The sequence below is a fragment of the Pararhizobium gei genome (genome assembly GCF_029223885.1).
GTDB lineage: Bacteria > Pseudomonadota > Alphaproteobacteria > Rhizobiales > Rhizobiaceae > Pararhizobium > Pararhizobium gei.
Genome location: NZ_CP119409.1, coordinates 3,354,988 through 3,367,500, shown reverse-complemented (window position 1 = coordinate 3,367,500; position 12,513 = coordinate 3,354,988). Strand labels below are relative to the sequence as shown.

Below are 12,513 nucleotides of genomic sequence, written 5' to 3'. Positions count from 1 at the left end.
TTACGAATTGCTTGAGACGTCCGAGCCCAGTCCTGTTCAAGCTGTCGACGGTCTAGCCGATCCGAGACAGACCAGGGGCTGGAGAAGGTAGGAAGCTTGTTACTCAAGGCATGTTTGTTGTTGGTGGTTTGAACCATTGAAACTTCGGGTCCGAAAGGATTTGGGGATTTTGGTGTTTCGGGTCACTTCTGACGACATGTCGATGGATGTTGCCTGACCGCGCATCCCCGGACGTATCTCGAGAAGCTGGTCTTAAGATCCGGCCCCGAAGTGCACCGGCGTGCCTTCATATGGGGATCGGATCGAACACGTCGATGGCATCTGGATTTGGATTTGGTTGTAAAAGGTAACCTTATCCGTTGGATAACTGGTGCGGCGCACTCACAAGGTGTCCGTATGGCCAGGCTTGGCACCCCTTCGAGCGCAAGCGAGGAGGTTAGGTTTGCCAAGACCAACTCAAGGATGAGCATTGGCAATGAGAACGATCAAGTGAAATAAGGGCAATTGGTGGATGCCTTGGCATGCACAGGCGATGAAGGACGTGATACGCTGCGATAAGCCGTGGGGAGCTGCGAATGAGCTTTGATCCATGGATTTCCGAATGGGGAAACCCACCTTAAATGCTTGGGAAATTTGAACTGTCCAGGTCTTGATCTTTTGTCTCGAGTGATCGGGGGAAAGGAAACGAAGCCGAGAGGCTTCGCAAGGCCAAGGGCCGTCGCCGCTGATGCGGCGTGGGTTCCACGGGTGATGAGCCTGTTGGGACACTTCAAGTTTCCAAGCATTATCAATAAGGTATCTACACCTGAATAAAATAGGGTGTAAGAAGCGAACTCGGGGAACTGAAACATCTAAGTACCCGAAGGAAAGGACATCAACCGAGACTCCGTAAGTAGTGGCGAGCGAACGCGGACCAGGCCAGTGGCCTTGGGGAATAAAGTGGAACGGAATGGAAAGTCCGGCCGTAGCGGGTGATAGCCCCGTACATGTAGAACACCCAAGGTCCTTGAGTAAGGCGGGACACGTGAAATCCTGTTTGAAATTAGGGGGACCACCCTCTAAGCCTAAGTACTCGTGCATGACCGATAGCGAACAAGTACCGTGAGGGAAAGGTGAAAAGCACCCCGACAAGGGGAGTGAAATAGAACCTGAAACCGGTTGCCTACAAACAGTCGGAGCTCGCAAGAGTGACGGCGTACCTTTTGTATAATGGGTCAACGACTTAGTGTGACGAGCAAGCTTAAGCCGATAGGTGAAGGCGCAGCGAAAGCGAGTCTGAACAGGGCGTTCAGTTCGTCGCATTAGACCCGAAACCGAGTGATCTAGCCATGAGCAGGTTGAAGGTTGGGTAACACCAACTGGAGGACCGAACCCGCATCTGTTGCAATAGATTGGGATGACTTGTGGCTAGGGGTGAAAGGCCAATCAAACTCGGAAATAGCTGGTTCTCCGCGAAAACTATTTAGGTAGTGCGTCGACCGAATACCCCGGGGGGTAGAGCACTGGATGGGCTATGGGGACTCACCGTCTTACTGATCCTAACCAAACTCCGAATACCCGGAAGTACTAGTCGGCAGACACACGGCGGGTGCTAACGTCCGTCGTGAAGAGGGCAACAACCCTGACCTCCAGCTAAGGTCCCCAAGTCATGGCTAAGTGGGAAAGGATGTGAGACTCCCAAAACAACCAGGATGTTGGCTTAGAAGCAGCCATCATTTAAAGAAAGCGTAACAGCTCACTGGTCTAAATAAGGGGTTTTGCGCCGAAAATGTAACGGGGCTAAAGCCATGCACCGAAGCTGAGGATACATATCTTAGGATATGTGTGGTAGCGGAGCGTTCCGTAAGCCTGTGAAGGGATACCTGTGAGGGGTCCTGGAGGTATCGGAAGTGCGAATGTTGACATGAGTAACGATAAAGGGAGTGAGAGACTCCCTCGCCGAAAGACCAAGGGTTCCTGCTTAAAGTTAATCTGAGCAGGGTTAGCCGGCCCCTAAGATGAGGCAGAAATGCGTAGTCGATGGGAACCACGTTAATATTCGTGGGCCTGGTGGTAGTGACGGATTGCACAAGTTGTTCATTCTTATTGGATTGAGTGGGCAGCGGAGCGGTTCCAGGAAATAGCTCCACCATTATAGACCGTACCCGAAACCGACACAGGTGGTCAGGTAGAGTATACCAAGGCGCTTGAGAGAACTATGCTGAAGGAACTCGGCAAATTGCACGCGTAACTTCGGAAGAAGCGTGACCCCATTTTACGCAAGTGAGATGGGGTGGCACAGACCAGGGGGTAGCGACTGTTTATCAAAAACACAGGGCTCTGCGAAGTTGCAAAACGACGTATAGGGCCTGACGCCTGCCCGGTGCTGGAAGGTTAAAGGGAGAGGTGCAAGCTTTGAACTGAAGCCCCAGTAAACGGCGGCCGTAACTATAACGGTCCTAAGGTAGCGAAATTCCTTGTCGGGTAAGTTCCGACCTGCACGAATGGCGTAACGACTTCCCCGCTGTCTCCAGCATAGACTCAGTGAAATTGAATTCCCCGTGAAGATGCGGGGTTCCTGCGGTCAGACGGAAAGACCCCGTGCACCTTTACTATAGCTTTACACTGGCATTCGTGTCGGCATGTGTAGGATAGGTGGTAGGCTTTGAAGCGGGGACGCCAGTTCTCGTGGAGCCATCCTTGAAATACCACCCTTATCGTCATGGATGTCTAACCGCGGTCCGTTATCCGGATCCGGGACAGTGTATGGTGGGTAGTTTGACTGGGGCGGTCGCCTCCGAAAGAGTAACGGAGGCGCGCGATGGTGGGCTCAGAACGGTCGGAAATCGTTCGTCGAGTGCAATGGCATAAGCCCGCCTGACTGCGAGACTGACAAGTCGAGCAGAGACGAAAGTCGGTCATAGTGATCCGGTGGTCCCGTGTGGAAGGGCCATCGCTCAACGGATAAAAGGTACGCCGGGGATAACAGGCTGATGACCCCCAAGAGTCCATATCGACGGGGTTGTTTGGCACCTCGATGTCGGCTCATCGCATCCTGGGGCTGGAGCAGGTCCCAAGGGTTTGGCTGTTCGCCAATTAAAGCGGTACGTGAGCTGGGTTCAGAACGTCGTGAGACAGTTCGGTCCCTATCTGCCGTGGGTGTAGGAATATTGACAGGATCTGTCCCTAGTACGAGAGGACCGGGATGGACATATCTCTGGTGGACCTGTTGTGGCGCCAGCCGCATAGCAGGGTAGCTATATATGGAATGGATAACCGCTGAAGGCATCTAAGCGGGAAACCAACCTGAAAACGAGTATTCCCTTGAGAACCGTGGAAGACGACCACGTTGATAGGCCGGGTGTGGAAGTGCAGCAATGCATGAAGCTTACCGGTACTAATCGTTCGATTGGCTTGATTGTTCTCATTGCTCGTGCTCATCGAAGCGCCAATGGCGCTTCAATGATCCCAAGCTGTCTTTTGTCCTGACGCTGTCGGCCCTTTGGGCCTGCGCTCCGGACGGGCCGCGCAACGATGCGCGACGGCCCTTGGCCTTGCGGAGCTTTGCTCCGGATGTGCCTCAAGCAGCTTGAAAAAGACGTGTTCAAAAAAGACTAGTCACTAACGACTAATCCCTAATCACTCCTAGAGTGAACCAGCTTCTCATTTTGGTTTTACCCCGCAACTGCGGTGTGAAATCTTGGTTTGCCACCTGTGTCCTCCTTCAAGGATCTGCAGTATGGCCGGCGCAGGTCCCCTTTGAGCCTCAGCGAAAAGGACAAGGCATCTGCGCCAGGAAAAACCAAGATTTACACCTGCACTGCAGGTGTAAATCTTGCCCTTAGTTGACCTGGTGGTTATTGCGGGGTGGCTGCACCCGTTCCCATTCCGAACACGGCCGTGAAACGCCCCAGCGCCTATGGTACTCCGTCTTAAGACGCGGGAGAGTCGGTCGCTGCCAGGTCTACTAAAGGCAAGAAAATACCAAACAAAATATCTTCTCATCACCTTCCGGCTCAGCCGAACAGCGGGCCGCCCTCAAGCGGCCTTTTTGCTTGGCCATACTAACCCGGATAACAGAGACAAGAGGCTGCCGTATCACGCCGATGGAGCAGCCACGCCGAACCGCAAAAGGCAAAGCCTTCGAGGACCGGCAAACAACCCGGGCTGCAACAGTAGCCCAATTCAATTCCGCGGGGTGGAGCAGCCCGGTAGCTCGTCAGGCTCATAACCTGAAGGCCGCAGGTTCAAATCCTGCCCCCGCAACCAAACATCCCTGTGATCCCAACAAAGCCCCGTCACGGGGCTTTTTGCGTTTTTGGCTACGGGATTGATCAGACCGGCCCATCAGTTCTTCCAGAACTGCCCGCTCGTTGATGTAATGGCCCTATAAATATCCGGACACGATCTCCCACCTATCAAGTGTGCGAGGTAATAAGAACTCGCGCGGTGACTGATATCCCCAAAGCTTTGTGCGGATGAAGCGTGTTGTAATGCTCGAACCACAATCGCGGTTGGGCGATGACGGTTTTGGCGTCCGGGATGGAATTGACCGAGACGTCATCGCGCTTGCACGTTTTGACGAAGGCTTCGGCCATTTCGTTGGACTGTGGGTTGCGGACCGGCGTCGTGCGAGGCTCCATCCCAATCTCCAGCAGTAGCGATTTCGTGTCTGCCGCAACAAAGCACGATCCATTGTCAGTCAGCCATTCTATGGGGCTTAGGAACGATATTGATGTGGCCGAAGCGGTTTTCGACGGCTGTTATGACAAGGTCCGAACATCTTCGCAGTGGCGGCGATATGGGCAATGGCCTCGCGGTTCAAAGCCCATGTCGGTGCTGATGCGGGCCCTTGTCGAGGAGATTGCCGTAACTCCAGCCAACGTAAACGATGGCAAGGCTGGCCCTGATGCTCTGCACGACAATCCTGGCGCGGTGTTTGCCGACAGCGCCGCCTATCGCGGCAATCATTTCGGCCACGCGGTGCGCGCCAAGGGTGGAACGCCACGCATCGTGGCCACCGGCATGTGGGGACGGGACGAAGCCGAAACACAGGCACGGCTGGAGGCCTGGAACCAACAGAATCCACCGTATCCGTGGCCGGATCGAGACGATCTTCGGGACCTGGAAACGAAGCTACGGCCTTCGCCGGATGCGATGGCGAGGGCTTGCTAAAGCAGGCGTTCAAATCCTCCTCACCGCCATCGCCTACAATATGAAGCGGAGTTTGAAGATCATCGCCATGGCCGGATAGCGCGAAAAAACTGAACCGGCGCTCACAGGAGAGCGTCACAAGCCAAATCCGGAAACGCCAGCGCAGATATCTTCGCATCATCCGCGTGAAGCCGAATAGCTCAAGGAGAACAAGGCAATGAACCTGCCGCGTACAGGTCTTCTGGAACCTAATTCAAGGGCATCACCACCGGGCGCATCGGCGTTCCGGTTGCGCCGCGTAGCTTGATACAAGCGCCGAAGAAGGCGAATTCGTACAGCTTTTCCGCAGCGATCTCTTCCAGATTGACCATTTCGAGGATCGGCACACCAGCCTCGGCCAGAAGATAGGTGTGAACCGGGAAAAAGTTGAGTTCATGTACGGACGGCGTCTGTTCCAGCGTCAGATTGTCGGCTCCAATCATGATGGCGCCATGCTTGGCGATGTACTCCGCACCTTCGCGATTGAGGCCGGGGGTATTTCTTGTAAATGCCATGTCGGGCCAGACCAGCATCTGGCCCGTGCGCAGCAGCACGACGTCGCCGGGCAGGATCTTCAGGCCCTGCTTCTTCAGGCAGCCCTCGATATCCGCCTTGCCGATCCCGTGGCTCGGCGGCAGCGTTTTGACGCCGTGAAGGCCCGCCACGTCGAGCAGGATGCCACGGGCGAAGATCGGCGGGTATTTTTCAGGTCCGCATTTTTCCCAGGCGCGGCTGCCGAGATGATCCTTGGCGGTGAAGCCGTTGAAGATCTCGCCGTTGTAGCCGAAGTGGTTGAACGTATCGATATGTGTGCCGCAGTGGGTGTACATCGAAATGCTGTCGCCCGAGTAGGCGACGAGATCGTTGGCTTCCTTCGACACACCCATGGTGTTGGCGACGATTTCACCCTGCGGCGTGTGGGTCATCCAGATCTGGTAGGGCTGGTCGCCCGCGCCGAACCAGCCGGGCATGCCGACGAAATGATCGACCGAAAGATCGAACACTTTAGAGGCATCGGCGCGCGATATGATCGCGGAGCGCGACTTGGCATCGATCAGGTTGAGCATGCCGATCTCGTCGTCGCTCCCATAAGGACTTCTGGTAACCTTATGGAATTCCGCGTTGTATGCGATGATCCGGTTCTTGGTGGTCTCGTCGACGTAACATGCCATGCACATGGGTCTGGTCTCCTTAGAGTATGTCTCAGATAAAATCGCCGCGAATAACGGGTTCCGCCGACAGCGCGATGGACAAAAGCTTTTCGTCGGCGCCTGCCGGTCCCGACAAGAGGAAGCCGACCGGCATGCCGGCATCGCCCGTGCCACAGGGTATGGAAACGCCGCACCAGTCGAGGAAATTGCCAAGCAGCGTGTTGCGCAACGTCCGGCCGTTGGTTTTCACGAACAGGTCGTCGTCGGTCGTCAGCGGCGCGATGGGCGGGGCCACATGCGGGATTGTTGGCAAGGCAACCAGCCTGTTTCCCACCTGCTGCTCGACATCGGCGATCAGCCGGCTGCGGGCACAGAGGATATCGATATAGGCGGAGAGGCTGATATCGGCACCAAGCTTCGTGCGCGACACCACACGGCTGTCCATCGACAGCGCGTCATCGCTTTCGAGACGGTGCCGGTGCAACCAGTACGCTTCCGCCGTCACCAGCGCGCCGTGACTCGACATCAGCGTCAGAATTTCCGCAAAGGCAGGGATCTCGACACGGGAGACTATGACGCCCGCATCGATGAGGCGCTCCACGGCACCTTCGAAGGCCGCGTGAACACCAGCTTCCACCCCATCGAAAACCACATTCTGCGGGATAACCATCTCAATACCGGCGAGCGGCTGCCGGGTGATCGACGGTGCAGTCAGACCCCGCATGGCTGCGTCGATCCAGACGGCATCCTGTACCGTGCGGCAGAGTGGCCCAAGCGAATCCAGGCTTTTGGCGAGCGGGAAAACGCCGTCCATGGCATAGCGCCCGCGCGTCGCCTTGTAGCCGACGATGCCGTTGAAGGCGGCGGGGATGCGGATCGAACCGCCGGTATCCGTGCCCATGGCGACCGGGACCAGACCGGCCGCAACCGCGGCGCCCGAACCGGAGGACGAGCCGCCGGTGATGCGCGGCACATCGGTGCTGCGCGGATTTACCGGCGTGCCGTAATGCGGATTGAGACCAAGACCGGAAAAGGCGAACTCGCTCATATTGAGACGGCCCACCGCCACCATGCCTGCGGCTTTCAATGCATTGACGACCGCGGCGTCCTCGGTGGCTGCAGATTCTCGGGCCAAAACCTTCGAACCGGCCGTCGTCGTCATGCCTTTCATATCGAACAGGTCTTTCCAGCCGATCGGGATGCCGTCGAGAATACCAAGCGAGCGACCGGTCCGTATGCGGCGGGAGGACGCTTCAGCCTCCGCCAGCGCCCGCTCTTTCGACAGGGCAATGAAGATTGCCGGATCGGCTGCCGCAATCGCTTCAAACGTGGTCTCCGCCACAGCGATAGGATCGGCAGCACCGCTCTGGATAAGCGTGGAAAGCTGGGCAATGGACATTGCGTTTAACGCGGTCATTCTTCAGTCCTGCTGTCAGGCCGCTGCAAACTGCATCCAGCGGCGTACGAGGTAGTTGTGTTCGTCCATGGTGGTATTCCACACGGCAATAGAGTTGGAGCGCTGCCAGTAGGAACCGCCGCTTCTGACCGCCCCCGCCTTTATGCGCGTGATGCCGTCGGGTCCCGGCAGATCGGTCGCGGCCGGCATGCCTTCGTACCAGTAGTCCCATTCGGCAGGCGTCATGTGCGGGCGGGAGCGGTGCGGCGTGGACATGTAGTAGCCCTGCCGCGCCACGACTGCGCCCGGCCAGCCGGAAATCCACCAGTTGAGATACTCGTAGGCCGCATCCAGCATACGGCCGCTCAGCCGCTTGGACAGGCACAGACCACCATGCCAGGCGCGATAACCTTCCGCCGGATTGGCAAGTTCCACGGGAACACCCCGCAAGTTAAGCTTGCTGATGCCGAGCGACCACATGCTCTGGATCTGCGTGTCGGCCCTGGTCATCAGGTTGGCAGCCTCTTCCGCCGAGCGCCAGAACCCCTTGAAGAAACCGGATTTCTTCCGCTCTTCCAGAATATCCAGCAGCCGGTCGATCTCTTCCACCGACATGTTGCCGAGGTTCTTGAACGTCATCAGTCCTGCCGCCTGGGCGGCCAATGCCGCGTCGAAAATGCCGATGGCCGGCTCGTTCACAAGTGCCGCGTGACCGTGCCATTGCGGATCGAGGAGAGCTGCCCAGGAGGTCATCTGGTTGGAATTGGCGACATCCGTCTTGTAGGCGAAGCTGTCGAAATTGTGCGTGGTCGGCAGCATGGAAATCCAGCGCGACGGCTTTTCGTCCAGTGCAAGGTTGGGCTGTACGAAAAGCTTCGTCACCGGCGCATCGCCCTGTCCGATGCGGGCGTTGGGGCCGATGCGTCCGGTTTTGGTCAGATCGGTGATCTCGTCCCACAGCGTGATGCGGTCGATATCGATCGGTTGCACCGCGCGCCAGTACCAGACGATATCGAGATTGTGGAAGCACTGATCGTAGATGTCGTAGGTCATCGGCTCCAGCGCCGCCTTGTGCTGGGCGGTCAGGAAGTCCTGGTTGTCGTATTCGATATCCATGCCGAGATCCTTCTCGGCGCCGACGCGCAATTCTTCCAGCAGCGAGATCGCCGTGCCGAGAATCCTCAGCTTGATCCGTCCTTGCGTATGAAGCGCTGGCGTGGCCAGACCGGAACGGGATGAGATTTTACGCGTCAATCAGGCCTCCTCGACCAGCTTGAGAGCTGGGCTGGAAACGCCGAGCGTGTTGAACGTTGTAAAGGAGCGCTCGATCAGGGCCGGTTCGATGCCATCAACGATAAAAACGATGCGCGACCGGCGGTCTGTGGATGGCCATGATGCCATATGGACCGGAATATGGACGAGATACTGGACCCCGTGGATCGCCACCGGAAACGCCTCTCCCTCGACATTGAGAATGCCTTTCACGCGCAGGATTTTGTCGCCGTGGCGGTGGAGCAGCATGGTCAGCCAGATGCCGAAGGCAGTCCAGTCGACGGTGGTTTCCATCGTGATCACGAAAGAGCGGATGGCCGCTCCGTGGGGCGATGACGCATTCGCGATATCCACCGGTTCATCGCAGTAAAATCCGCTCGCCTGCTCGCGGGCGATGCCGTTCAACAGCGTGTCGGCGTCGAGCGTGTCGGATGCCCGGATCATCGGCGCGTCCGGATTGAGCCGCCGCACCGCCTCGGTTATCTGCAACACGTCGGGCTCATTGGCGATATCCGTCTTCGTCAGCACGAGCACATCGGCAATCGCCACCTGGCGCACGGATTCGCCGTAGGTGTCCAACTGCCTCAGACCGTTGACGGCATCGAGGGCGGTGATGACGTTGGCGGCCTTGAAATGGTGGCGCAGCACCGGGTCGGACCTGAGGGTCGACAGGACGGGAAATGGATCGGCGAGCCCCGTGCTTTCGATCACCACCCGCCGGAACGGCGGCACCAGACCGCGCTCGCGCCGCGACAGGAGATCGCGCAAGGCATCCGCCAGATCACCACGGATGGTGCAGCACAGGCACCCCGATTGCAACAGCACCATTGTGTCGTCAAGACGCTCGAGCAGATGATGATCGAGCCCGACCTCGCCGAACTCGTTGATGAGGACGGCCGTGTCTGACAGAGCCGGATCGTCAAGAAGCCTCTTCAGCAACGTGGTTTTTCCCGACCCGAGAAATCCGGTGATGAGGGTCACGGGCGTCATCGCCGGAAAGGATGTCTCAGCCACGCGCCTCGGCCTCCAGCCGGTTCAGAAACGGTTCGTCCAGTGGATCGAGCCCCCGCCCGCACAAACGCTCGGCGGCAGGCCAGAGATGCCCGAGATCCTCGATGATCTCGGTCTTGCCCGTGCGGGTGGACAGAAGAAACGCACTGCCCTGCCAATCGGTCAATGACAGGCCGAAGGCCGACAGCACCCGGTTGGCAATGCGCACCCGGTTGGCACGCTCGCGCCTGCGATCGATGCGCTCGACATTGCGCGTGTAGACGCCGGGCCGGGCCACCGCATCGGCCCAGTGTTCAATGCCTCCCAGAATGCCGCACAGCGAACACATGGCTCATTCCTTTCCAAGTGAAACGGCAGACCTTTCGGCCTGCCGTTCTTCACCTTACTTTTTGCGCGGGAAACGCGCCGCGAAATCGTCGGCGATTTCGTTCATCGTCACGAATTTCACGCCCTCGTGGCTGCTCATGTGCGCGAAAAGCCTCTCCAGCATCATCAGCACCTGCGGCCGGCCGGCCACGTCTGGGTGGATGGTGATCGGGAACACGGCATAGTCCATCTCGCGATAGACCCAGTCGAACTGGTCGCGCCACATCTGTTCGATATCGTGCGGATTGACGAAGCCGTGGCTGTTGGGCGCCTTCTTGATGAACATCATCGGCGGCAGATCGTCGAGATACCACGAGGCCGGAATTTCGATAAGGTCCGTTTCATGGCCCCGCTTCAGCGGGATCATCCAGTCGTCGGGCTTTTTCGAATAGTCGATCTTCGTCCAGCTATCGCCGACCCGGACGTAATAGGGCGTAAAGTCGTTGTGCATCAGGGAGTGGTCATACTTGATGCCGCGTTCCAGCAGCAGTTCGTTGGTGACATTGGAAAACTCCCACCACGGCGCCACATAACCTGTCGGCCGCTTGCCGGAAAGCTTGGTAACCAGTTCGATGCACTTGTCGAGAACCTGGATTTCCTGCTCCCGGGTCATGGCAATCGGGTTTTCATGGGTATAGCCGTGAATGCCGATTTCATGGCCGGCATCGGCGACGGCCTGCATCTGCTCGGGAAATGTCTCGATGGAATGGCCGGGGATGAACCATGTGGTCTTGATGCCGAAGCGGTCGAACAGCTTTAGCAGGCGAGGGCTGCCGACTTCACCGGCAAACAGGCCACGCGAAATATCGTCAGGCGAATCCTCACCGCCATAGGACCCGAGCCAGCCTGCGACTGCATCGACATCAATGCCGAAGCTGCAGAAAATTTCCTTTGCCATTCTTGTACTCCTTGTGTGGTTTTCTGGGGTTTGGCTCGACTGTGTTCGGGCTCTCGTTCAATGCGCCGGGATGACGGTGGCCCGTTCGGGCTTCCAGGCCAGCGTGACGTCCGCATCGACGGGGAAGGCCCCCGGCGGGTATTTATCAACATGCGCTTCGAGCGACAGCATGCGCCCGTCAGGAAGCGCCACCTGCAGATGGGAGATATGCCCGACCACATCGAAACGGCGGATCTTCGCATCGATGACATTGCCGCCGGACAGCCGCGAGATTTCCTCGCGTCGACCTGAGGCACTGGCGTGGACCTCGATCGCTTCGGCCGGAATGACAACCGATGCATTGGCGCCATCGGCCATCTCGCCATTCGCATCACCGGTCAGCACGCCGAAGGGCGTATTCACCACGGTGTGGCCTGCATTTTTACCCCCGACCGCACCTTTGAAAATCGTGTTGCGGCCGATGAACTGCGCCACGAACGGCGTGTTTGGCCTTGTGTACAGTTGATGCGGAGGGCTGATCTGCTCGACGCGGCCCTGGTTCATCACCACGATGCGGTCCGATAGCGCCAGCGCTTCAGACTGGGCATGGGTGACGAAAACGAAGGTGACGCCAAGCGTCTTCTGCAAAAGCTTCAGCTCGTTCTGGATCGTCTTGCGCAGATTGGCGTCGAGTGCGCCGAGCGGCTCGTCGAGAAGCAGGATATCGGGCTCGACAACAAGACCGCGGGCAAGCGCGATACGTTGGCGCTGGCCGCCGGAGAGCTTGTCCGGCTTGTTTTCGGCAATGTCCTCAAGGCCGAGCGTGGCGAGAATCCGGTCCACCTTGGCGTTGCGCTCCGCTTTCGCCATGCCCTTGACGTCAAGGCCGTAGCCGACATTGTTGCGTACCGTCATGTGCGGGAACAGCGCGTAGTTCTGGAAAATCATCGAGGTCGGCCGCTGCGCCGGGCTGATGTCGTTCATGCGAACGCCTTTGATCATCATATTGCCGGAAGAGATGCTTTCGAACCCGGCGATCATCCTAAGTGTCGTCGTCTTGCCGCATCCGGAGGGGCCGAGGAATGCGATGAACTCGCCCTTGTTGACAGCAAGATTGAAATCGATGACGGCAGGCGTGCCGTTGTCGTAGACCTTGCCGACTTGATAAAGTTCGAGATCATGAATCATGGCGTTGCTCCGGATAGAACTGCGTCGAGCACACAATGCTCCCTCGCTTTGACCCTCCCCCCGTAAACGGGGGGAGGGGA

Annotated in this window: 9 protein-coding genes, 1 tRNA gene, 2 rRNA genes and 1 pseudogene; 5 read left to right on the top strand and 8 right to left on the bottom strand. The window is 57.8% G+C overall.

Annotated elements, in window-relative coordinates; all coding sequences use genetic code 11:
- Positions 1 to 483 precede the first annotated feature (483 nt).
- The 3 genes from PY308_RS16340 to PY308_RS16330 all read left to right on the top strand — a co-directional run bounded on the left by PY308_RS16340 (position 484) and on the right by PY308_RS16330 (position 4,248).
- A 23S ribosomal RNA gene (locus tag PY308_RS16340) occupies positions 484 to 3,401 on the top strand.
- Between the two features lie 427 nt (positions 3,402 to 3,828).
- Positions 3,829 to 3,943 (top strand): 5S ribosomal RNA (rrf, locus tag PY308_RS16335).
- 228 nt (positions 3,944 to 4,171) lie between these two features.
- Positions 4,172 to 4,248: transfer RNA gene (locus PY308_RS16330), tRNA-Met, on the top strand.
- Positions 4,249 to 4,366: 118 nt separating this feature from the next.
- Here PY308_RS16330 and PY308_RS16325 read toward each other — a convergent pair.
- A pseudogene (locus tag PY308_RS16325) lies at positions 4,367 to 4,801 on the bottom strand (integrase core domain-containing protein); the annotation flags it as partial.
- A gap of 8 nt (positions 4,802 to 4,809) precedes the next feature.
- Here PY308_RS16325 and PY308_RS16320 point away from each other — a divergent pair.
- Together PY308_RS16320 and PY308_RS23000 are read left to right on the top strand one after the other, a co-directional pair.
- The gene (locus PY308_RS16320; RefSeq protein ID WP_275791243.1) at positions 4,810 to 5,154 is read left to right on the top strand and encodes a hypothetical protein; all 345 of its coding nucleotides are present in this window, start codon (positions 4,810 to 4,812) and stop codon (positions 5,152 to 5,154) included.
- Entirely contained in the window at positions 5,084 to 5,233 is a 150-nt protein-coding gene (locus tag PY308_RS23000; protein WP_350339847.1) for a transposase, read from the top strand. The genes PY308_RS16320 and PY308_RS23000 overlap by 71 nt, the downstream gene beginning before the upstream one ends.
- 148 nt (positions 5,234 to 5,381) lie before the next feature.
- Here the strand turns inward: PY308_RS23000 and PY308_RS16315 are convergent, their stop codons facing one another.
- From PY308_RS16315 to PY308_RS16285, 7 genes are read right to left on the bottom strand one after another with little or no spacing between them, the layout of a single operon-like run.
- Entirely contained in the window at positions 5,382 to 6,350 is a 969-nt protein-coding gene (locus tag PY308_RS16315; RefSeq protein ID WP_275784535.1) for a cyclase family protein, read from the bottom strand.
- Positions 6,351 to 6,375: 25 nt separating this feature from the next.
- A complete protein-coding gene (locus PY308_RS16310; RefSeq protein ID WP_275784533.1) occupies positions 6,376 to 7,740 on the bottom strand; it encodes an amidase in 1,365 nt (454 codons plus the stop codon).
- A gap of 15 nt (positions 7,741 to 7,755) precedes the next feature.
- A complete protein-coding gene (locus PY308_RS16305) occupies positions 7,756 to 8,973 on the bottom strand; it encodes an ABC transporter substrate-binding protein (protein WP_275784532.1) in 1,218 nt (405 codons plus the stop codon).
- Complete coding sequence (locus tag PY308_RS16300) at positions 8,974 to 9,981, bottom strand: CobW family GTP-binding protein (protein WP_275791168.1); 1,008 nt, start codon at positions 9,979 to 9,981, stop codon at positions 8,974 to 8,976.
- A gap of 16 nt (positions 9,982 to 9,997) precedes the next feature.
- Positions 9,998 to 10,330, bottom strand: a complete 333-nt coding sequence (locus PY308_RS16295) for a hypothetical protein (protein WP_275784531.1) — start codon at positions 10,328 to 10,330, stop codon at positions 9,998 to 10,000.
- Between the two features lie 54 nt (positions 10,331 to 10,384).
- Positions 10,385 to 11,266: a polysaccharide deacetylase family protein gene (locus tag PY308_RS16290; RefSeq protein WP_275784528.1), complete on the bottom strand. Its 882-nt coding sequence runs from the start codon at positions 11,264 to 11,266 to the stop codon at positions 10,385 to 10,387.
- 57 nt (positions 11,267 to 11,323) lie between these two features.
- On the bottom strand, positions 11,324 to 12,433 hold the full coding sequence (locus PY308_RS16285; protein ID WP_275784526.1) for an ABC transporter ATP-binding protein: 1,110 nt from the start codon (positions 12,431 to 12,433) through the stop codon (positions 11,324 to 11,326).
- Between the last annotated feature and the right edge of the window lie 80 nt (positions 12,434 to 12,513).

Coding starts and splice junctions, on each gene's coding strand:
- PY308_RS16320 (WP_275791243.1), top strand. CDS start 4,810: ATGTCGGTGCTGATGCGGGCCCTTGTCGAGGAGATTGCCGTAACTCCA.
- PY308_RS16315 (WP_275784535.1), bottom strand. CDS start 6,350: ATGTGCATGGCATGTTACGTCGACGAGACCACCAAGAACCGGATCATC.
- PY308_RS16310 (WP_275784533.1), bottom strand. CDS start 7,740: ATGACCGCGTTAAACGCAATGTCCATTGCCCAGCTTTCCACGCTTATC.
- PY308_RS16300 (WP_275791168.1), bottom strand. CDS start 9,981: ATGACGCCCGTGACCCTCATCACCGGATTTCTCGGGTCGGGAAAAACC.
- PY308_RS16295 (WP_275784531.1), bottom strand. CDS start 10,330: ATGTGTTCGCTGTGCGGCATTCTGGGAGGCATTGAACACTGGGCCGAT.
- PY308_RS16290 (WP_275784528.1), bottom strand. CDS start 11,266: ATGGCAAAGGAAATTTTCTGCAGCTTCGGCATTGATGTCGATGCAGTC.
- PY308_RS16285 (WP_275784526.1), bottom strand. CDS start 12,433: ATGATTCATGATCTCGAACTTTATCAAGTCGGCAAGGTCTACGACAAC.